This is a genomic window from Streptomyces sp. AA1529, assembly GCF_000280905.1.
Lineage (GTDB): Bacteria > Actinomycetota > Actinomycetes > Streptomycetales > Streptomycetaceae > Streptomyces.
Genome location: NZ_ALAP01000097.1, coordinates 42,294 through 61,563, shown reverse-complemented (window position 1 = coordinate 61,563; position 19,270 = coordinate 42,294). Strand labels below are relative to the sequence as shown.

At 67.8% G+C, this 19,270-nt stretch carries 21 protein-coding genes and 2 pseudogenes; 14 read left to right on the top strand and 9 right to left on the bottom strand.

From position 1 onward, the window contains the following. Positions 1-2: 2 nt before the first annotated feature. Genes A949_RS0128425 through A949_RS0128415 form a run of 3 tightly spaced genes read right to left on the bottom strand, consistent with a single transcriptional unit; the run spans position 3 to position 2,034 of the window. Positions 3-710: an ATP-binding protein gene (locus A949_RS0128425; protein ID WP_019359452.1), complete on the bottom strand. Its 708-nt coding sequence runs from the start codon at positions 708-710 to the stop codon at positions 3-5. Then, positions 710-1,666 carry a hypothetical protein gene (locus A949_RS0128420; protein ID WP_026005118.1) on the bottom strand — a complete coding sequence of 319 codons (957 nt, stop codon included), beginning with the start codon at positions 1,664-1,666 and terminating at the stop codon, positions 710-712. The genes A949_RS0128425 and A949_RS0128420 overlap by 1 nt, the downstream gene beginning before the upstream one ends. Before the next feature lie 2 nt (positions 1,667-1,668). Further along, on the bottom strand, positions 1,669-2,034 hold the full coding sequence (locus A949_RS0128415) for a hypothetical protein (protein ID WP_237735931.1): 366 nt from the start codon (positions 2,032-2,034) through the stop codon (positions 1,669-1,671). A gap of 320 nt (positions 2,035-2,354) precedes the next feature. Between A949_RS0128415 and A949_RS0128410 the strand changes: the two genes are divergently transcribed. From A949_RS0128410 to A949_RS0128395, 4 genes are all read left to right on the top strand, one after another. After that, positions 2,355-2,804 (top strand): helix-turn-helix domain-containing protein, encoded by a 450-nt coding sequence (locus tag A949_RS0128410; protein WP_019359449.1) that lies wholly within the window; start codon positions 2,355-2,357, stop codon positions 2,802-2,804. Between the two features lie 376 nt (positions 2,805-3,180). Continuing rightward, positions 3,181-3,492 (top strand): hypothetical protein, encoded by a 312-nt coding sequence (locus A949_RS37365; RefSeq protein WP_147266582.1) that lies wholly within the window; start codon positions 3,181-3,183, stop codon positions 3,490-3,492. Beyond that, positions 3,489-4,670 carry an MAB_1171c family putative transporter gene (locus A949_RS38325; protein WP_337463735.1) on the top strand — a complete coding sequence of 394 codons (1,182 nt, stop codon included), beginning with the start codon at positions 3,489-3,491 and terminating at the stop codon, positions 4,668-4,670. The genes A949_RS37365 and A949_RS38325 overlap by 4 nt, the downstream gene beginning before the upstream one ends. Next, positions 4,667-5,266: a hypothetical protein gene (locus A949_RS0128395; RefSeq protein WP_019359446.1), complete on the top strand. Its 600-nt coding sequence runs from the start codon at positions 4,667-4,669 to the stop codon at positions 5,264-5,266. Before A949_RS38325 ends, A949_RS0128395 begins: the two co-directional genes overlap by 4 nt. A gap of 85 nt (positions 5,267-5,351) precedes the next feature. Here the strand turns inward: A949_RS0128395 and A949_RS0128390 are convergent, their stop codons facing one another. Further along, positions 5,352-5,546 (bottom strand): hypothetical protein, encoded by a 195-nt coding sequence (locus tag A949_RS0128390; RefSeq protein ID WP_019359445.1) that lies wholly within the window; start codon positions 5,544-5,546, stop codon positions 5,352-5,354. Between the two features lie 201 nt (positions 5,547-5,747). Next, positions 5,748-5,963 carry a hypothetical protein gene (locus A949_RS0128385; protein ID WP_019359444.1) on the bottom strand — a complete coding sequence of 72 codons (216 nt, stop codon included), beginning with the start codon at positions 5,961-5,963 and terminating at the stop codon, positions 5,748-5,750. 122 nt (positions 5,964-6,085) lie between these two features. Between A949_RS0128385 and A949_RS39805 the strand changes: the two genes are divergently transcribed. Continuing rightward, entirely contained in the window at positions 6,086-6,769 is a 684-nt protein-coding gene (locus A949_RS39805) for an SDR family oxidoreductase (protein ID WP_443332996.1), read from the top strand. A gap of 856 nt (positions 6,770-7,625) precedes the next feature. Here the strand turns inward: A949_RS39805 and A949_RS0128375 are convergent. Together A949_RS0128375 and A949_RS34925 are read right to left on the bottom strand one after the other, a co-directional pair. Beyond that, on the bottom strand, positions 7,626-9,119 hold the full coding sequence (locus A949_RS0128375) for a phytoene desaturase family protein (RefSeq protein ID WP_026005115.1): 1,494 nt from the start codon (positions 9,117-9,119) through the stop codon (positions 7,626-7,628). Beyond that, a complete protein-coding gene (locus tag A949_RS34925; RefSeq protein ID WP_106428942.1) occupies positions 9,119-10,150 on the bottom strand; it encodes a carotenoid biosynthesis protein in 1,032 nt (343 codons plus the stop codon). The genes A949_RS0128375 and A949_RS34925 overlap by 1 nt, the downstream gene beginning before the upstream one ends. A gap of 229 nt (positions 10,151-10,379) precedes the next feature. On the opposite strand from A949_RS34925, the gene A949_RS0128365 reads away from it, so the two are divergent. The 7 genes and pseudogenes from A949_RS0128365 (at position 10,380) to A949_RS0128335 (ending at position 17,605) form a co-directional block, all read left to right on the top strand. Beyond that, positions 10,380-11,978, top strand: coding sequence for an FAD-dependent oxidoreductase (locus A949_RS0128365; RefSeq protein ID WP_078565555.1), 1,599 nt, complete (start codon positions 10,380-10,382; stop codon positions 11,976-11,978). 201 nt (positions 11,979-12,179) lie between these two features. Further along, positions 12,180-12,581: an OsmC family protein gene (locus tag A949_RS34920; RefSeq protein ID WP_019359438.1), complete on the top strand. Its 402-nt coding sequence runs from the start codon at positions 12,180-12,182 to the stop codon at positions 12,579-12,581. 1,214 nt (positions 12,582-13,795) lie between these two features. Beyond that, a complete protein-coding gene (locus A949_RS0128355) occupies positions 13,796-14,896 on the top strand; it encodes an NAD(P)/FAD-dependent oxidoreductase (protein WP_019359437.1) in 1,101 nt (366 codons plus the stop codon). A 134-nt stretch (positions 14,897-15,030) separates the two neighbouring features. After that, the gene (locus tag A949_RS0128350) at positions 15,031-15,864 is read left to right on the top strand and encodes an aldo/keto reductase (protein WP_026005114.1); all 834 of its coding nucleotides are present in this window, start codon (positions 15,031-15,033) and stop codon (positions 15,862-15,864) included. A 115-nt stretch (positions 15,865-15,979) separates the two neighbouring features. Further along, positions 15,980-16,171 (top strand): hypothetical protein, encoded by a 192-nt coding sequence (locus A949_RS0128345; protein ID WP_147266579.1) that lies wholly within the window; start codon positions 15,980-15,982, stop codon positions 16,169-16,171. Positions 16,172-16,581: 410 nt separating this feature from the next. Further along, positions 16,582-16,992 (top strand): annotated as a pseudogene (locus A949_RS34915) (GlcG/HbpS family heme-binding protein). 304 nt (positions 16,993-17,296) lie between these two features. Further along, positions 17,297-17,605 (top strand): putative quinol monooxygenase, encoded by a 309-nt coding sequence (locus A949_RS0128335; RefSeq protein WP_019359433.1) that lies wholly within the window; start codon positions 17,297-17,299, stop codon positions 17,603-17,605. Between the two features lie 122 nt (positions 17,606-17,727). Here the strand turns inward: A949_RS0128335 and A949_RS39380 are convergent, their stop codons facing one another. Further along, a complete protein-coding gene (locus A949_RS39380; protein WP_228773899.1) occupies positions 17,728-17,928 on the bottom strand; it encodes a hypothetical protein in 201 nt (66 codons plus the stop codon). Positions 17,929-17,931: 3 nt separating this feature from the next. Then, positions 17,932-18,086: pseudogene (locus A949_RS39375) on the bottom strand (transposase); the annotation flags it as partial. Between A949_RS39375 and A949_RS38315 the strand changes: the two are divergent. Then, complete coding sequence (locus A949_RS38315) at positions 18,078-18,215, top strand: hypothetical protein (protein WP_019359431.1); 138 nt, start codon at positions 18,078-18,080, stop codon at positions 18,213-18,215. The pseudogene A949_RS39375 and the gene A949_RS38315 overlap by 9 nt on opposite strands. A gap of 443 nt (positions 18,216-18,658) precedes the next feature. Then, a complete protein-coding gene (locus A949_RS0128320; RefSeq protein ID WP_019359430.1) occupies positions 18,659-19,216 on the top strand; it encodes a type 1 glutamine amidotransferase domain-containing protein in 558 nt (185 codons plus the stop codon). Positions 19,217-19,270 lie beyond the last annotated feature (54 nt).

The window sequence follows — 19,270 nt, the reverse complement described above, 5'->3', positions numbered from 1 at the left end:
GATCAGGCGGCGGTGAGGCGGCGGCGCTCGGCCGCAAGGGCCCTTCTGCGGTCCGGGCCGTCGAGGATGACCTTGTCGGTCATCTCGGTCAGCCGGGAGGCGACACGGTCTCCGATGTGTGCGCGCAGGTCACTCATACCGAGGTTGGTGGTCACCAGGGTCGGGAGCATCTGCGTGTAGCGGCGGTCGATCAGCCGCGTCGTGATTTCCTCGGTCCACTCCGACGCCTTCGCGGCGCCGAGGTCGTCGATGATCAGCAGCGGGCAGCGGGCCAGGTCCTGCAGCTCCCGCTCGCCGTCGCAGCCGGGGCGGGGTCGCAGTTCGGCGTACAGGTCGGCTGCGGTGGTCGCCTTCCACCGCAGCCGCACCCCGGCGGCCAGCAGGCTGCGGACGGCGCCGTACGCCTGGTGGGTCTTGCCAGTGCCGGTGGTGCCGACGATAAGCAGCGAGCGGCCCTGGGCGATGCCCGGGGAGCCGTCCGGGCCCCGGCGCCCGGCGGCGGCGACCTCGCCCACCCAGGCGTCGACAGCCGGGTGGTCGGCGACGGCGCCTTGGTAGCGGGCGGGGATGCGGGCCTGGGCAGCCTCCAGCGCCGGGCTGGGCTCGGCCTCCTCGAACACCGGGGCGTTCGGGTCGATGCCCCGAGACTTCAGGATGCCGGTCAGGCGGCGGGCGATGCCGCCGACGGGCTGGGCGTCGTGATCGCGCATCACAGCTCCTCGGCGTAGGCGGCGGCAGGGTCGGCGGGGTTGGCCCAGGCCCGGTGACCGCGCACGGTATTCGCAGATTCCGGCCGCACCAAGCCACCAGCCGGGCCGGTGGCGTTCATCGCCTCGTGCACCAGGCTCGGCAGCGTGCTCGGATGCAGCCCCTTCGCCCGGTGGCGGGCCAGCCCGGCACGGACGTGGGCCGGGTCGATGCCCTCCTTGAGCAGCTTGGCGACCTCGCGCCCGAGGTGTCCGAGCACCCCGTTCGGCGGACGGTGCGCGCAAGAAGCGGCGTACTCGCCGATGAGCTGCTGGGTGGAGACGGACTCCTGTGCGGGGGCGCTCGCGCCCCCCGAAGGGGAAGATCCTAGATCCACGTTCCTAGGTCCTAGATCCGGACCATGAGGGCTCATGGAGGACTCACCGCCTCCTCCGTGAGGACTCACTGAACCCTCACTGAATGCGAGGTGACCTGCGGTTTCGTCGTTCACGGAGCCCTCACGCACTGCTCCGTGAGGACTCACTGAGTCCTCCGTGAGCCCTCCGTGATCCCTCCGTGAGGACTGAGGGAGGGCTCCCGCAGTCTGCGCCGCATCGTCCGTGGCAGGCCGCTCGGCGTCGTGGAGCGGGCAGTCGGGATGCCGGATACCGCTAGGCCGGTTGATCCTCTGGTGCCGCAGGAAGGTAACGACGTGCAGGTACCGCTTGCCGTCGACCTCGTAGCGGCAGATCAGCCCCGCCGTCGCGAGCTGGGTCAGATCGTCCTCGACACCGACCGGGCCGTGCTCGGGGCGCAACGACCACAATAGTCCGGCGATAACGGCGGGCTGGTCTCGGAAGCGACCGTGATCGTCGCACTGGGTCAGCAGGCCGAAGAACGTCCGCTCGGCGTGGATGCTCACCTCGGCGAGCGACTCCGAGGCGAACGCCTCGGGCTTGAGCGTGCGAATCCGGGCCATGCTCAGCACCCCCCGTCGACAGCGGCGTATCCCACGGCCGTGGGCCGCAGCGTGCCCGAAACGAGGTCGAGGTCGTGCGGCTCGTCCCAGTCCAGCTCCGGGCTGGCCCGGATAACCCAGCGGGCAGCGGTCAGCCGCTGGGCGCGGTTCAGGATCAGCAGCCGCCCCCGCTCGTCGTAGGCGCGAGCGTAGGGGCTGGGCCAGCAACGGTCCGGTTCACGCTGGGAGACACGGATGACGCAGGCGCGGGGGATCATGTCGGCGAGCAGCTCGGCAAGGCGTGCGTGGCAGGCGCCGGCGCCGGCGCCGGAAGCACCGTCCTCGGCGGTCGTATCGTGGCGCACGCTTCCGGCCGGAGGTGCAGGCATGCGAAGATTCCTCCCTCGTAGGCGGGGCAGGGCGGCAGCTCTCGTCGAAAAGGCCAGCCGGTCTGCTCCGGTTATGTATCCGCCCCGCCGGGGCGCGGCCGGTGTTCGAGGTAGCCCCCTCGGGCACCGGCGCCGCCCCGGACAACGCCCGATACTTGAGTACCGGTCTAGGGTCGCCTCAACACTTTGGCGTTGGTGACGGTGACCATACGTGACCTCGATCGACGCATGTCAACCCTTGAGTATCCAACCCTGGGATTTTTCGCCTGAGCCGACACTGGAGTATCGTCCGGTCGTGGGCGAGCGAGAGGAAGGACAGGGTGTCTGACGATCCAGGAACGCCACTGCTCACACAGAGGCTGAATCACCTCTTTGAGACCGTGCCCAATCCGGCGACGGGGCGCCCCTACACCAACGCAGAAGCGTCACGCACCATCGAGGCGGCAGCGGAATCCGAAGGGTCCACGGTTTCACCGAGTGCGATCTCCCAGTTGCGGCAGGGCACGAAGACGAACCCGACCGCCACCACGCTCGCAGCCGTGGCCCGGCTGTTCGGGGTCACGCCCAACTACTTCTTCGATGTCGATGAGGCGGAGTCCGCCCGTGCAGACGCAGCCCTCGAACTCCTGAGAACGGCCGAGGACAGCAGTGTGCGAAATCTCGCCTTCCGCGCCAACGGCCTGTCTGCCGAGAGCCTCGAAATGATCAAGATGGTCATCGAGCGGGCGCGCAAACTCGAAGGTCTTGAAGGAAGACCTGACAGCGAGTAACAGATCCACTTCCGAATGAATCCAGTCACCACAACTGGTTGAATGCACAATAAGCTTCTCGTCTGATAGCTTCACTCGACACGCAACCGGGAGCGGGTATCCATTCCGGTGACGTGTGCAATTGGGGGGTGAAGACCGTTCAAGGACCGACGAGATGCTCTACCACCAGCGCCGCGAGGAATATCTACGCACTCGATGCGCGGAACAGCTAAGCGGAATACGGGCCCCACGTCCGTTCTCCATCGAAGAATTTTGCGAACGCCTAGGCAGCGGCCGAGGCAGACCGCTTCACTTGCACCCCTTGCCAGAAGTGGGCGGAGTAGAAGCACCATGCGGGATATTCGTTTCCTTCGATGAGACCGACCACATTTTCCACGTGATCGGCACCAGTAAGCGGCATCGAGAACAAATAATTCGTCATGAACTGGCGCACATGCTCTTGGGGCACCATGTCACCAGTGACACCTCGGCAATCGTCGCGGTCCTATCCCATCTCATCGACCCGGACAAGATCCGTGCGGCTTTTGGGCGGGCTTCCTACGACACCCAGCAGGAACGTGATGCCGAACTGGCAGCCTCGTTCCTCGGAGAGATAATCGACAATCTCCCGGCTGACAACGCTGGTGACAACGGCTTGGACGACGTGCTGGCTCACCCCCGCAAGCGCGAGTCCGGCAGATACACATGAGCGCTCAAGCACTAGTCGCGGGAGCCTTGTGGATCGTCTCCTTGTGGCGCCTGCCGTCAGTTCGCCACTCCCACCGTCAACGGTCCCTGTGGGCTGCTTTCACCTTCCTGGCTATAGCGCTCACCTTTGAGCCCCGCCCCGTGGCGGAATCAATCGATTCGACGATGGGAGTAACTGGCCTTGCCCACCTGCTGAAGTACCTGTTTGGCATTATTTCCGCTGCCGCCGTTCTCGACTTTGTTGCGAATATGGCACGTCCCGAAGGATTCGCTCCACGCTTGCGATGGGCAGCCGTGATAACCGCCCTCCCGCTAATGGTTCTGTTCTTCGCCCTCACGCCCGGCCCCCAGGCGGAGGACTTTTTCGAATCCGTCCGGCCGTCACTCTTCGCCGCCGCTTACAAGAGCGTATTCACGCTCTACATCGGCTGCGCCATGACCATGGCTAGCTGGCTCTTTCTTAGCGGTGTGCGCCATTCCCACGGATGGACACGTGGTGGCCGATGTTTCCTCGGCGGCGGCACAGCAATAGGTGCCGCGTACGCTCTGCACCGGCTCCTGTCCCTGGCCCTTCTCGCATCGGGGCACGCACTTCCCGGTGGAGAGTCTCTGGCAGACGGGCTTTCCGAGGGGCTCAAATTGACTGCCATCGCCAGCATCGTTCTGGGGAGTTGCCTCCCTCCCATCGCTGTTGCGACTGAAGCGGTATACAACTGGCGTACTTACAGGCGACTGGAATCTCTGTGGGAGGAACTCACCACGGCCGCACCCGACGTCGTGCTGCCGACGCAGGCGCCGTGGCACAAGATCAAATTCCGGCTGGAGCGACGTGTCGTCGAAATTGGTGACGCATGCCTGGCCCTACGTGAGGTCGTACCAGCCAGCGTCCAGGCGAAGGCCCGGACAGCAGCGGCTCAAGCCGATATCCCCGAAGCGGACAGAGCCGCAGCAGCGGAAGCCGGCTGGCTCGCCACCGCCGTCCGAACCAACCACGTCCCCGCAACCCAGTGCCCGGACGACCGCCCCGTGCCCGGCGTGGTCGACACCTCACCGGAAGAAGAGGTCGCCTGGCTCCTGCACGTCAGCGACCTCTACCGCACGCCCCTCGTAACCGAGTTCGCCGCCGCCGAGGCCGCAGCGCTCTCCCGGCACAGCACCGAGCAGGGAACCTCACCATGACCGACAGCCACACAGCCAGCCCACAGGAGTCCGCGCTCGCCCGCACCGTCACCGACAAACTCGCACCAGCCACCTGGATCACGCTCGTCACCGTGCTTGTCGGCTGGCACGCGGCGGCCTGGTCCGGTCTCGCCTGGGCCGTCCTTGGCATCCTCTTCGCCGCCGTGATCCCCCTCCTGGTGATCAAGTACGGGATTCGCAAGGATCACTGGGCCGACCGGCACCTCGGAGCCAAGAAGGGGCGCCTGGTCGTGATGGTGGCCATCCTGGTCTCCGTCGGCGTCGGTATCGCGCTGTTGGTTGGCCTCGACGCTCCGCGCGAGGTCGTGGCCCTGATCGCGACGATGCTGATCACCCTCGCTGTTCTCGCGGTGATCACCACGGTCTGGAAGATCAGCGTGCACCAAGCCGTCTCCGCCGGCGCCGCGATCATGCTCGCGCAGACCTACGGCTCGTGGATGTTGCTGCTTTACCTCCTTGTCGGCCTCGTCGGCTGGTCCCGTGTCGCCCTCGGGGACCACACCCGCGGGCAGGCCCTCACCGGGACCCTGCTCGGCGCAGTCGTCGCTGCGGCGAGCTTCGCCCTCCTTCGGTGAGCTGCCGGCAGACGACTACGTTCGTGAGTCTCCAGTCGTTCCTTCCCACGGTGTGGGTTCGTAAGTTGAGAGCGCCGTTGAACCGCTAAGTGGCGCCGGGCAGGCGGCCGAGGACCGGCATGGCTGTGAAGGCTTCGGCGTGGGCGACTCCGGTGCGCTGGCCCCACAGAGTGCTCAACGTGTGGGCCATGGGACCGAAGTGATCGTCGATCGGCTGCGAGGCGTGTTCGGCGAGGGCACGCTTTCTCGGTCGGTAGGTGGTGTTGATGTCGACGATCACGATGGCGCCGAGTGGGCCGTTCAGGGTCAGCGAATTGCGCCTCGCAGGAGTCCCGTCGGCAGAACCGGTCCCTGTCCAGTTCCCAAAGGAATACGGACAACTTGGACTGGCGAGCTTGTACCTGCAGCGCGCACCTGTCACTTCGAGGCAAGGCCACCGCAGCCCGAGAACCTGCAGGCGCGGGCGGCGGCGCTCTGCTGGTCAGTCTTCGTACTTGCTCAGGGCGATGCCCAGGGCCATGAAGGTGGGGGCCCACTCGCCGATGAAGATGCCCCAGCGGTCGGCCCGGTCCACCTTGGCATTTTCGACTTGGGTTGACGCGTTCCAGGTGAGCACGGAGGCTCCGATGGACGCGAATGCGGCCAGGTAGGCGTGCTCGCTTTTCATTCCCGCGTCGTGCAGCGCTTTGACGATCATGCTGGGCTCCTTGGGTTCGCCAGTCGGGCAGTGCCTGTGTCCTCATCAGAACAACGCCGCGCAGAAGCTGCCACGCGCGCGGGGCTGAACCGGTGAGCCGCTATCTGTTTCGCTGCTCGGAGATGAGGTACCGCTGCATACCGGGTCGAGGCCGGGAGGTAGCCGTGTACCGACATCGGCGTGAGCAGGTTGTCGTCATCACGGGCGCCAGCGCCGGCGTGGGCAGAGCCACGGCTCGTGCGTTCGCTGCGCGTGGGGCGCGCGTCGCGTTGCTGGCACGCGGACGCGGTGGCCTTGAGGCGGCTGCCGGAGAAGTGCGAGCAGCGGGCGGTCAGGCGCTGGTCATGTCGGTAGATGTCACCGATCACCAGGCACTGGACCAGGCTGCCGACATGGTGGAGGACACCTGGGGGCCGATCGATGTGTGGATCAACAACGCGGCCACGGCGATCTTCGCCCCGGTCTCGCTGGTGGGCGCGGACAGCTTCCGGCGCGTCACTGAGGTCACCTACCTGGGTTACGTCTTTGGGACCCAATGTGCACTGCGGAAGATGCTGCCCCGCGATGCCGGAACGATCGTGCAGGTCGGCTCGGCCTTGGCCTACCGCGGCATTCCCCTGCAGGCGGCCTACTGCGCTGCCAAGCACGCCATCCTGGGCTTCCATGAGTCGCTGCGCTGCGAGTTGCTGCCGACGGGCAGCAAAGTCGCCGTGACGATGGTGCAACTGCCTTCGGTCAATACGCCGCTTTACGACTGGATGCCCGCCGAGGCCGGCAGGCAGCCCAGGCCCGTGCCTCCTGCCTAACATCCCGATGTCGCGGCGCGCGGTATCCTCCATGCCGCGGACCATCCGCGCCGCCGCGAGTACTGGGTGGGCGGCCAGAGCCTCGTGACCATACTGGCGACCAAGGCGGCGCCTGCCATCGTGGACCGGGTCCTCGTCGCGGCGGGCTACTGGCTCGCAAGCTCCTCGAAGCCGCACCCCGCTCCCCCCTCGAACCTGTGGGCCGCCGCAGACGATGATCAAGAACGAGGCGTCGAAGGCCACTGCGTGAGCTACACCCGGCGCTTCTCCATGCAGTTGTGGGCCTCACACCATCGCGTGCCGGTCGCCGCCATCGGTGCTCTCGCCGCCTGGGCTCTCGTGCGCCGTCTCGCGTCCGCTCAAGCCCGGTCTCTGAAAGCTCGCGCTTGCCAACGGCTGGCGCTGAGGGAGCGCTGATAGGCAGAACGGCGGAGATCCTCGGGATGGACGCCGAGGAGGCGGACGTCGCCGGGTGCCGGTGGCCGGTCAGGGCAACGGAGCGCGGACCAGGGCCGCCATCGCGCCCGGAGCGCAGGGGCCACTGTCCAGAAACCGTACCGCGCAACGCCGGCACCGCCCGGCTGGTGCCGCAGCTGCCGAGGGGACGTGTGTTCGGCGCCCGGTGCGTGCCGTCCGGCCCGGGCGAGGCAGGAGCCGCTCCTGCCCACCGTTGACCGGACTGTCTCCGCCGCCATGCGGGTAAACAGTGCTCTTCCCAAAGGCCCGTGTACCGCGGTTGTCGTGCATCGCGCGGGTTTGCCGGAGTGCTGTGCGGGCGGCCAAGAGCCCCTGGGAGGGCTACTAAGCAGTGTCCCCACTGAGCAGTGTCCCCCTGGGGCGTGGCGCGCGGCGGGTATCAGCACGCTCCGATCAGGGACGCGGTGATGGAGGCGGACAGCGCCACGAGGGGCAGTCCGCCGCCCGGGTGGCTGGAGCCGCCGACGAGGAAGAGGCCAGGGACCGGCGACCGGTTGGCCGGCCGCAGGAAGGCAGCACGGAGGCCGTTGCTGGAGGTGCCGTAGATGGCGCCCCCGGGTGCGCTGTGGTGCCGTTCCAGGTCAGCGGGTGTGCGTGTCTCGTACCACAGCAGGCGGTCACGCACATCGAGTCCCCGGTCTGCCAGAACGTCCAGCACGTGCTCCGCATAGCTGTGCCGCAAGCCGGTGGCCTCCCAGTCCACCGTTCCCGCTGCCTCGCTTGGGGAGTGGCGTGGGGCGTTGACCAGAACGAACCAGGCTTCGTGCGCGTTGTCCGGGCGCAGGGCCGGATCGTCGGGGGCGCTGATGTAGATGGCTGGATCGGTGACGGGCCGGGCATGGCTGCCGAAGAGCGCGTCGAACTCCGCGTCGTAGTCGCGGGGGAAGAAGACCCGATGATGCGGCGTACCGCGCTCGCGTCCCCGCAGGGCCATCAGGAGGGCGAACCCGGAAAACGACGGGACCGCGCGGCGCAGCGCGGTGTGCGCCCCCTGAGAACGCGGATCAGCGGTGAGGCGGCCGTAGAGGTGTGCGGCGTCGGCGTTGGAGATCACCACGTCCGCCGCCAGTGCGCTGCCGTCCCTGAGCCGTACGCCGTCGACGCGAGTGCCCGCAGTGGTGACCTCGACAACCTCGCAGCCGTGGTGGAAGCGGACACCGCGCTCCAGGCACCGTTCGTGCAGCGCCTGGGCCAGGCGGTGCAGTCCGCCCTTCACATACCAGGCGCCGTAGTGCTGCTCGATGTGGGCGGCGACCGCCATGACCGCGGGGGTCCGTCGCGGATCGGAGCCCGTGTAGGTGGCATAACGGTCCAGCCAGGTGCGCAACCGCCAATCGTGCAGGTGTCTGCTGCCCATGCCGCGCAGGGTTCGCCACGGCGCGATGGCCGCCAGGTCGCGTAGGCGTGTCGCGTGGCGCAGAAGGTCACGGGGCCCCTGCAGAGGGCGTTGCATGACTGTGTCGTTGACGATGTGCCACAGCCGTGCGGTGGTCTCGTGGAGGCTGCTCCACTGCTGACCGGCCCCGTCGCCGAGCGCCTGGTCCAAGGCGGCCGGCACCTCTCGCGAATTGCCCGGCATGGAGAGTTGGGTGCCGTCGGCGAAGCGGTACCAGCACGCCGGGTCGACTCGCGACAGGTCGCAGTAGTACTCAAGAGGCGCACCCGTGTCGGTGAACAGCTGGCGGTAGACGTCGGGCATGGTGAGCAAAGACGGGCCTGTGTCGAAGACGAACCCTTCCCGGCGATGCACACCGAGTTTCCCGCCGCTTACTTGGGTCCGCTCGCAGACGGTGACGCGATGTCCGCCGACGGCGAGTCGTGCGGCTGCGGCCAGTCCGCCCATGCCCGCACCCACCACGACAATGCGAGCCATCAGCCGCCCCCTCCTCGCTCCGGTGCCTGACGAGACGTTGTCGTGCCGGTCGGCTGACGAAGCGGCGGCGTGGGCGCGCTTCTCGCTGCGCGAGGACGTCGCCACCGATGGCGTCGCGCGCTGCCGCGGCAGCGCGCTGCCAAGCCCACACGGCCTGAAACGACTGTCAGGACTGACCTGCTGCGCCAAGCCACCGAGGCCATGGGTACAGCGGTGACGCCCATCAGCAGTCCTCCGACGAGGGCCACCGAGGGCCGGCCGAAGAAGACGGCGGCGGCCAGCACGCAGGAGGCGTAAGTCCACAGATACAGCGTGACCGCTGGGCCGCTGCACGCGCCGTCGAAGCGCACCTCAGCGCGAGGGGCCCTGGCGGTGCGCCCGACCGCGGTGTCGAGCGCGGCCATCATGAGGGTGGCCACAACCAGCCAGCCGGCGAAGTTGGACAAAGGAATCCCCGTTACACCGGGTAGCGCGGGGTGCGGGTCGTGCCACCGCCAGTGGCCAGCATCGACCATCTGCGGGTCCAGAAACACATCCCAGGACGCCAGCGCCCATCCCCCCAGCAGAGTCGTGCGCAGCCGGTTGTGCCGCCGCGGGGTGCGGTCGCGGTTGCGGACGGTCAGGACGCGAGCGACGACGAGTGCGGGCCAGGCCATCATGGCCCACGCCAGCGGCACGACGAGCGGGACACCGGCCAGCGAGGGACCCAGCGTGTCGCTGTACTCGTAGGAGCCGAAGGGGAAGCCGCTGCGCAACCCCACGACCTCCACAGCCAGGCCGCCTCCTGCGGCCACCAGCAACACTGTGAACGCGCCCCGGCGACCGTGGCACCGGGAAGCGTCCAGCAGCGAAGCACTGCAGAAGAACAGCACCGTCACGATGGTCAGACTGTTGCGCTGGGAAGGCGTCGCGAGCGGGTAGAGGATCTGGCACACGATGGCGATGCCGGCCAGGCCACACACCGTAGCCGTGAGCCGACGATGCCGTCCAAGCGCTGGCGCAGGTGCCGGGGGCTGAACCGACTGCAGCATGGGCATGAGCTTAGAAAGGCACACATCAGCCGCGCAGGAGCTGCAGGCCCATTTTCCGCCCCCGCAGTGCCACTGGGCGCCCAACGCAGCACGCTGAGACGTCCATGCGTCATGTACCGCTGCGTACTCAGCACTCGTTCGGCGCAGCAGGCGGGCGTGTCGCGGCGATCCCCGTCGGCGCGGCTGGGACGCTCGATTACCCCACTGGGCGTCTGCTCGGGAGAGTGAAGTGTTTACTCCGGCGTTTGTAACTCCCCGCCCACGCGAGGTGAGGCCCGGCCGTGACAGGCGCGCCGTACGGCACACGGCCACGCCGGGCGATCCACACGCACCCAGGAAAGCGCGAAACGTCGCGGTCATCGGCGGAGGCATCGCCGGCATCACCGCCGCCACCGCCCTGGCTGAACGCGGCGTACGCGTCGACCTCTTCGAAGGCCAAGCATCACTGGGAGGGCGGCTGGCAGGCTGGCCGAGCACACTGCGGGACGGAAGCCAGGTGACCATGTCGCGCGGCTTCCACGCCTTCTTCCGCCAGTACTACAACCTTCGGGCCCTGCTGCGCCGTGTCGACCCACAGCTTGAGTTTCTTTCCCCCGTGCCCGACTACCCCCTCTGGCACAGCGCCGGCCACCATGACAGCTTCGCCGGCCTGCCCAGAACCCCGCCATGGAACGTGGCAGCGTTCATCCTGCGCAGCCCTGCCTTCTCCATGACAGACCTCAAAGCGATCGACCGACAGACCGCACTGTCGCTCTTCAACGTCGGCGTCCCCGAGACCTACCGACGACTCGATCACCTCGACGCCCGCACCTACCTGCGCTCCATGCGTTTCCCCGAGCGCGCCCACCATCTGGCCTTCGAAGTTTTCTCCCGCAGCTTCTTCGCCGACCCGTCCCAGCTCTCCGCTGCCGAACTGGCCGTCATGTTCCACCTCTACTTTTTGGGATCGAGCGAGGGACTTCTCTTCGATGTCCCGACGCGGCCCTTTCCCCAAGCCCTGTGGGAGCCATTGGGTGACTACCTGCGCGCCCACCACGTCTCCATCCATACCCGCACGCCCGTCAAGCGCCTCGTGGCGGACACCACGCACGAGCTCACGGTCGAGACGGAGGACAGTGGCCCGCAAGGCGGCCTTCGAGGCCAGCGGTTCGACGGCGTCGTCTTGGCGATGGACACCGACGGCCTGAAGAAGCTCGTCGCTTCCTCGCCGAATCTGGGAACCGGCACCTGGCGCCGCCGGATCGACCAGCTCCGCACCGCCCCGCCCTTCCAGGTCACCCGCCTGTGGCTGGACCGGCCACTGGATTCCACCCGCCCCGCCTTCCTGGGCACAGCCGACTGCGGCCCCCTGGACAACATCAGTGTCCTCAACCGCTACGAGCAGGAGGCACAGGCCTGGGCAGAGCGCCGCAACGGCGCCGTCGTGGAACTGCACGCGTACGCGCTCCCCGGCAGCCAGGATGCAGCACGTACGCGGGAACGACTGCTCGAAGAGCTGCGACGCATCTATCCGGAGACTGCCTCCGCGCGCGTGGTCGACGAACGTACCGAAGTCCGGGCCGACTGCCCGCTCTTCCCGGTCGGCCAGTTCGACCGGCGGCCGACCGTTGCCACCCCCGATCCGCGCGTGATGTGCGCAGGTGACCTCGTCCGAGTCGACCTCCCCGTCGCCTTGATGGAGCGAGCCGCCACAAGTGGCTTCCAGGCAGCCAACGCGCTCCTTGCCCGGTGGAAGCTGCCCGGGCACGACATCTGGAGCGTGCCCACGGGCGGCCGTGCACGGATCCTGCGTGCCGCGGCCGCCCGCACCAGCGACCGTGCCCCGTGACATCCCTCCATCGGCAAGGCGCGAGTAGCAACCGCAGGCGACCGGCGTGCCGAGACTGCGAACGCCGACCGTGTGCCTGAGCGTGCGATGCCGCAAAGGGCCGACCTGATCGATCTCCGCACGTGCCGCGCACCTACCCGAGCCGCTGGAACCCATCACGCGCCGCACGTGCGCGGCCCACCACACCCGACCGGAGGCAACATGACACAGGAACGCAGCATCTACACAACGACGGCCCGAGCCCGAGCCGGCCAGGTGAAGGTCGAGGGAACCGGGGAAACGCTGCCGGTCGCCCTTCCCACTGCGTTGGGCGGGGCCAACGCCTGGGAGGGATGGAGCCCGGAGCAGTTGCACGCCGCTGCCCTGGCTTCCTGCATGCAACAGTCCTTGGCCCTGGCAGCGAGTGTCCGCGGCCTGTCCGTGGAGAACAGCAGCGTGACCGCCGACGTCTCACTCGAACACAGCGGCCCGCTGCGATACGCCTTCCAGGCCAGCATGCGCATCGACCTGCCGGACCTGGAAGCCGGCGAGTACCAGAACCTGATCGCCGAAGCCGCACGCGCGTGCCCCATGGCTTCCGGCGTCCACATCGACGGTCTCTGAAGCCCACGACGGTGCCATCTTGTCATCCAGCGTCTCGGACACGCTCAGTCGCGGAACAGAGCTTCGAGGAGCTGAGCGGCTCTGACAGCGTTCTTGCCAGGCAGCGCCGAGACCACGAGCGCCTGGACGGCCTTATGGAGCGCTACTGGGCAACCGACAGCGCAGACTTTGAGCGGACCGTCAAGGAACTGATCCGGCTGGCCGCCAGCCATACGTTCGCCGAGGGATCGTGTGCTGTGGCCGGTCGCGCGCGGTCTCGTGTCAGAAGGCTGAACAGTTCGAACGGGACTGCAACGACCTCCCGTAGGGGGACCGACCGGCCCAGGTGACCGTCGTCCCCGGGGGCCGCTCGCCCCGAAGAGGCACGGGCCGCCTCCCGGGCACGACGGGTTGACTCGAGTCTCAGAAGTTGTTTTCGATCTCGGAGCGTCTGAGGTGTGACTGAGCGCGATAGCTGGCCCTTGATCGCGCCAGCTGGCCGCAGAGCGCGCGATGGCCCGCTTGACGTCGTCCTGAGTGATCTGACGAGGCGCAGGCCGGGAGTGGGCGACTTGGCACCTGGCCGCCCCGGGCCTCGTGGGGCTCGGCATGTCACGCCCACCCTGGACCGGACCAGGCCACCGAGGCCGCATTGTCCTGCCGGTAGCCCTGAACTCTGTCGTTTCCCCGTCCTGATGTACGACTTCGCCTGGCCGGTGACTGGCGTGCACAGACCTCCCCCTCGCGCACGCTACGGGCTGGCCAGAGCACGGGGAACGACACGATGAGCCTGGACTCTGATGTGCAGGATGTCCTGGCTGCGGAAGCTGCCAGGCTGATCATGATGCAAGGTCATTCCGCACCCATCGCTCCGATTGCCGTCACCACGTCCGGCGGGTCGACATCTCGGCCGAGCGGAACCCCTGCAGCCCGCTGGTCTGGACAGCGACGGAATCGCCAGCCGGCCGATGTACTGCTCAGACTCCTCCTGCCGTGCCTTGACCGGACGTCCGACCCGCGGCTCTCCGCCGGTGGGTCACGATCGTTGTCCGAGGTGACCGGTTGACATATTTCGTACCGGTGTGAGGCTGGAGGAGGCAGGGTTGCGCCGCCAAGTCACGTAGAACTGGCAATGCTCATGGGGTCCAGTCACCCACCCGTTCGCGGCGGCGACAGATGAACTTAGTCCCTGGCCCGCAGGGGGACGGCTCCGGGACGCGAAGTGAGGCGATCGAATGGACCGGGTTCCCGAGGTGGCCGTGGTCGGGGCCGGCATCGTCGGACTCTGCACCGCCTACGCACTGGCCGAACGCGGAACGGCGGTGCGGGTGTACGAGAGCGGCGTTCCAGGCCACGGGCAATCCGGTGGCCAGTCCCGCATATTCCGCCACGCGCACGACGACGCCCGCCTGGTGGAATTCACCCGGGAGGCCCGCGCCGTTTGGGACGAGTGGGCCGACCGGTTGGGCGCAGAGCTGGTCTCCCGGGACGGAGTGGTCGCACTGGGCAGTACCGTTCCTGGGAGACTGCGCATTCTGCAGGATGCCGGCGGCATACCGGCCCGCACCGTGGACAGCGCCGAGCTTCACGCGCGCATGCCGCTGCTCGCCGACTACCGCGGTCCCGCGATGCTCGATGAGGGCGGCGGTGCCATCCGCACCCGTGCCGCGGTCGAGCGGCTGGCCGATGCGCTGGGTGACTCGCTGGTCACCGATGAAGTCATCTCGCTGTATCCGACGGGCCGCGGCACGGTGGAGGTGGTCAGTAGCGTCGGCCGCGAAGAGTACGCGACGGCCGTGGTGTGCGCGGGCGTGGGCACCGCGCGGCTGGCGCGCAACGTGGGGCTTTCGCTGCCGGTACAGCCGGCAGCCCACGTCCGCCTCACCTTCCAGGTCAGGGGAGCGCCCCCGGAACGGGTCGCCTGCCTGCAGGACAGCAGCGGCGACTTCGGTGAGGTTGGCGTCTACGCAGCCCCTTACCCGGGCAACAGCCGGTATGCGGTGGGGCTCAGCGAAACGGTCGAGGTGCGGGAGGACGGCAGCTTCGCGGACGCCGAAGCCTTGACGGCACTCAGTGACCGCGCCCGCGCGTACATCTCCCACGCATTGCCCGGCCTTGACCCCGAGCCCGTCGAGCGCCTCAACTGCTGGGTGACAAGCCTGCCGTGGAGTGAGGACGGCATGGCGGTCTGGGAAGCCGACAGAATCTTCTTCGCCGCCGGGCACAACCTCTTTAAACAGGCACCTCGACTGGGACGGGCCTTGGCCGGCGCGGCCATGGACGATGAACTCGAGGAGAACCTGCGGCCGGCGGCAGCACTCGGCCAGCCCCGCTGAACGCCCCAACAGTCGGCGCATCCTGCTCCGACGACGTGGTACCTACGTCGGTGATCGCGGTGCCATCCGATGCGCGATCGTGGTGCTGTTGGTGGTTGGCAGTCTTTGGCCACCGTTACATCCAGGAGGAAGCCATGGCGGATCCGAGGACGGTCATCCTTCCTTGCGGGGTTGCGGTCACGGTGCTCGGTCAGGGCACCTGGGGGATGGGGGAGGATCCCGGGCGCCGCGCGGCCGAGGTGTCGGCCCTGCGCGCCGGGCTGGACCTGGGGATGACCCTCGTCGACACCGCGGAGATGTACGGGGACGGCGCGGCGGAGGAAGTGGTGGCCGAGGCGGTGGCCGGACGGCGGGACGAGGTCTTCTTGGTCAGCAAGGTGCTCCCCACCCATGCGGACGCCGGTGGAGTGGCCGAGGCATGCCGGGGGAGCCTGCGTCGTTTGCGCACGGACCGGATCGATCTGTACCTGCTGCACTGGCGTGGAGCCGTGCCGCTGGAGGAGACGGTCGAGGCATTCGAGTCCCTGGTGCGGGAGGGTGCCATCCGCTCCTGGGGAGTGAGCAACCTGGACGTGGATGATCTCGCGGATCTGCCGCCCGGAGCCGGGCCGCAGACCGACCAGGTGCTGTACAACCTCAGCCGTCGAGGGCCTGAGTACGGTCTGCTGCCCAGGTGCCGTGAACTGTCGATCCCCGTCATGGCGTACTCGCCGGTCGAGCAGGGCCGTCTGCTCGGCCACCCGGCGTTGCGGGACGTGGCAGCTGCCCACGGTGCGACGCCCGCGCAGATCGCCCTGGCCTGGGTCCTGCGGCACGAGGACGTCATCGCGATCCCGAAGGCGTCTTCCCGCGCGCACGTCGAGGAGAACAGAGCGGCTCTGGAGGTGGACCTGACCGCCGAGGACCTCGCGACGCTGGACCGGGCGTTCCCGCCGCCGGGGAGCAAACGGCCGCTGGAGATGCTGTGACACCCCTGCAGCGTGCCCGACCGGGCTCCGCCCGGAGCCGGGTGGCCCGACCTCACCGGTGGCGGCAGAGGGCGTCGCACTGTTCCTGCAAACGCGGGCATTTTCCACAACGCCCTTGGACTTCGCCGAGACCGTCCGCCAGCTGCTGGAAGAGGGCTGGACGATCGAGCCGGAGGACCTGGCGCGCATCTGGCCGTACCTGACCGTGAGTACTCCAGCCCGAGGTGTCCGACCGAAGCTGGACGTGGACTGCACTCCGCTGCGAGAGCAGGACCTCACGGCGGCCGGCTTCGGTCAGACCGCCTGACTGGCCGGGGCCGGGTCGTCGCCAAGGCCACCCAAGGATCGTGATGACCTGGGACGAGCGCCTGGGCATCATCTCCAACCCGAACACCCACAGAACTTGGTCAAGTCCTGTTCGGGGTCGGCGCGGCCGTTAGAGCGGAGTCCAGAGAGTCGCCGCCTGGTCCACGAATCGGACGCTGGTCACCCGCGGACTGCGTTTGCACGTGAGGCGAAGCCAGGTGACGGTGGAGACAGCTCGAACACTTTCACGGCGGCGAGCCACTTCGCCCCGGAGAGGAGCACGCGCCCCCCGAGGGCTACCAGCACGTCGACCAGCGCGACAACGGTTGGACCAAGGTCCTGCTTCACCCCGACGGCGGCTGAAGCGCTGGCCCATATCCCCGGAAACGACTTCAAGAAGGAGCGCGCGCCATGACCAGCATCGAAAGCATCTCCCTTCAGGACGCTCGGCGGGTTATCGACGCGGGAGAGAAACGAGCGCAGGAGCTCGGGCAGCCGAGCAACATCGCCGTGGTCGACGCTGGCGGCAACCTCGTCGCCCACGCCCGCATGGACGACGCATGGCTCGGCAGCGTCGACATCTCCATCAACAAGGCCTTCACCGCCCGCGCCTTCGACATCAGCACCGCTGACCTCGCCGCGAACGCCGCTCCTGGGTAGCAGTTCTACGGCATCAGCGGCTCCAACCAGGGCCGCGTGATGATCTTCGCCGGCGGCCTGCCGCTCCACCGCAACGGACAGGTGGTGGGCGCCGTCGGGGTGAGCGGAGGGTCAGGGGACCAAGACCAGAGCGTCGCCCAGGCGGCTGCCGCAGGCTTGTAACCCCCCGCGTATCCCGCCCGCGTCGCGAACCGCGCAGGAGAGCACAGGAGTCGTGCGAAAGCCGCGTAGGAGAGCAGAGGAGTCGTCATGACGGGCAAGCGCGGGTGTGCCGCCACCTCGGCCGATGTTGATGATGATCTTCGTTTGTGGCATCCCGCTCCCCCACGACGGCCAGGTCCTGGGGCTCGGTAGGAGTGATGGGGGGCAGCGGCGAGCAAGATCAGACGGTCGCCGAGGCGGCCATAGCGGCGTTCTGATGATCGCGGCGACGCGAACCAAGGAAAAGGAAGAGGAGAGACCCAAGATGGCAACACAGGTCAGCAAAGCACTTCTGGTACGCCTCGAAGCACTTCCCGGCAGGGAGGACGACGTCCAGGACTTCTTGAACCAGGGGCTGTCGATCGTCGAGGGGGAGCCCATGACCGTCAGGTGGTTCGGAATCCAGTTCGGACCCTCGTCGTTCGGAATCTTCGACGCCTTTCCCGACGACGACGGACGCCAGGCGCATCTGTCGGGTGAGGTCGCGCAAGCGCTCGCTGAGAACACGGGTGAGCTCTTCGAGGAGCCCACGATCGAGCAGATCGATGTCCTCGTGGAGAAGCCGCCCGCCTAGAGCAGGTGCTGCCCGCGGGGCGGCGTGGTCAGCCGTAGCTGTCGCGGATAGTTGGTGGAGAGCCGGGGCTCGATTGACGTTCTGGTGGGGCGGTGCCGGATGTGGGGAGTCCGACGAGGGCTTCAGGGTGGGGCGAAGGGCTGGGGGCCGTGCCACTGGAGGAGGACGGTGGTGGCGTCGTCGCAGAGGTGTCCGTGGTGGCTGTGCATGAGGCGGCGCAGAGTCTCGGGGAGGGGCACGCCTTCATCGATGTGGCCGGTGAGGAAGGCAAGGAAGCGGTCGAGGCCGAATTCCTGGCCGGTTCGGGAGCGGGCTTCAGTGATGCCGTCGACGACGTATCGGATCGCGTCGACGATTTCGCGACGGGAGTGCTTCTCCGGCAGGCCACCGCGAGCCGTGTCGCAGGCCGCCAGCGGCAGCAGCGGTTCGACCAGAGCCCAGTGGCATCAGTGGTATCCGACGGATAGCGAGGATGACGCATGACGGCCGCCCCAGCGATGTGACGGAGGCCGCCCGATCGGCGACGGACGGTCCCCTTGCGGACAAGATCTCCGAGACCGGCTATGAAATCGAGGGTCGCTCGAAAGAGTTGAGCTGGGCGACGATGTGATTGACCCGCTTGTCGTTCGGCTGGACAACGCTCCGAGACCGGATCTGACCTGGTAGGCGGACAGGTCCGTCGCGCGGACGAGCTGGCCGAAGTCCAGCCCGGCCGAGCGGTCTTCGAGGAGCACGAAGCGGACGGTGTCACCGCGGCGTCTGGCCGCATCTCCCTTCCTGCCGTGGTCTGTCGTGGGCCGGGCAGGCCGGGTTCCCGGCGCGCCACCGGCCAAGCGAGACAATTCGCACCTTTTGACGTGTCTTGTAAGGGTGGGACAGTGGGAGTGGTGAGGTCGTTATGTGGGTGACGTGCCCACCAGACATGGGGACGGGCCAGGCCAACCAGGCTGATCGAGCAGGGCAAGGACCAAGGTCCTCCTCCCCGACGGCAGCTGAGCGGAGGGCACGGACCCGAACCGGTCCTCCGCCGATCACCGGAAGGAACCACGCACCATGACCAACGAACTGCACGGCAGGAAGGTCGCAATCCTGGCCACGGACGGCGTTGAGCGCGTCGAGCTCGAAGAGCCTCTCGGCGCACTGCTGGGCGCTGGAGCGCAGGCTGAACTCCTGTCCCTCCACACCGGCGAGATCAACGCGCGCCAGATGGACATCGACCCGGCCGGAACCTTCACCGTGGACAAGAAGGTCGCCGACGCACGCGTGAGCGACTACGACGCGCTCCTGTTGCCCGGCGGAACCATGAACCCCGACCAGCTGCGAACCGACCCCGACGCCGTCGCCTTCGTGAGGGAGTTCGTGGAGACCGGCAAGCCCGTTGCCACCATCTGCCACGGACCCTGGACCCTGGCAGAGGCAGACGTGCTGCACGGCCGCCGCCTCACCTCCTGGCCCAGCATTCGGACTGACCTGCGCAACGCCGGCGCCGAGGTCGTCGACGAGGAGGTCGTGATCGACCGCCAGCTGATCTCCAGCCGCGGCCCGCAAGACCTCCCCGCCTTCTGCAAGGCGATCATCGAACACTTCGTCAACGCACCGCAACCCGCCTGATCGGCAGAAGACGCGCTTGACCGGGCGCTTGGCACGCAGCGTTAGTGCGATGGC

Bases quoted from the DNA above. Each gene is read 5' to 3' on its own strand.
- A949_RS0128425 (WP_019359452.1), bottom strand. From the start codon at position 710: ATGCGCGATCACGACGCCCAGCCCGTCGGCGGCATCGCCCGCCGCCTG.
- A949_RS0128420 (WP_026005118.1), bottom strand. From the start codon at position 1,666: ATGGCCCGGATTCGCACGCTCAAGCCCGAGGCGTTCGCCTCGGAGTCG.
- A949_RS0128415 (WP_237735931.1), bottom strand. From the start codon at position 2,034: ATGCCTGCACCTCCGGCCGGAAGCGTGCGCCACGATACGACCGCCGAG.
- A949_RS38325 (WP_337463735.1), top strand. From the start codon at position 3,489: ATGAGCGCTCAAGCACTAGTCGCGGGAGCCTTGTGGATCGTCTCCTTG.
- A949_RS0128395 (WP_019359446.1), top strand. From the start codon at position 4,667: ATGACCGACAGCCACACAGCCAGCCCACAGGAGTCCGCGCTCGCCCGC.
- A949_RS0128385 (WP_019359444.1), bottom strand. From the start codon at position 5,963: ATGATCGTCAAAGCGCTGCACGACGCGGGAATGAAAAGCGAGCACGCC.
- A949_RS39805 (WP_443332996.1), top strand. From the start codon at position 6,086: ATGAGGTACCGCTGCATACCGGGTCGAGGCCGGGAGGTAGCCGTGTAC.
- A949_RS0128375 (WP_026005115.1), bottom strand. From the start codon at position 9,119: ATGGCTCGCATTGTCGTGGTGGGTGCGGGCATGGGCGGACTGGCCGCA.
- A949_RS34925 (WP_106428942.1), bottom strand. From the start codon at position 10,150: ATGCTGCAGTCGGTTCAGCCCCCGGCACCTGCGCCAGCGCTTGGACGG.
- A949_RS34920 (WP_019359438.1), top strand. From the start codon at position 12,180: ATGACACAGGAACGCAGCATCTACACAACGACGGCCCGAGCCCGAGCC.
- A949_RS0128355 (WP_019359437.1), top strand. From the start codon at position 13,796: ATGGACCGGGTTCCCGAGGTGGCCGTGGTCGGGGCCGGCATCGTCGGA.
- A949_RS0128350 (WP_026005114.1), top strand. From the start codon at position 15,031: ATGGCGGATCCGAGGACGGTCATCCTTCCTTGCGGGGTTGCGGTCACG.
- A949_RS0128335 (WP_019359433.1), top strand. From the start codon at position 17,297: ATGGCAACACAGGTCAGCAAAGCACTTCTGGTACGCCTCGAAGCACTT.
- A949_RS38315 (WP_019359431.1), top strand. From the start codon at position 18,078: ATGACGCATGACGGCCGCCCCAGCGATGTGACGGAGGCCGCCCGATCG.
- A949_RS0128320 (WP_019359430.1), top strand. From the start codon at position 18,659: ATGACCAACGAACTGCACGGCAGGAAGGTCGCAATCCTGGCCACGGAC.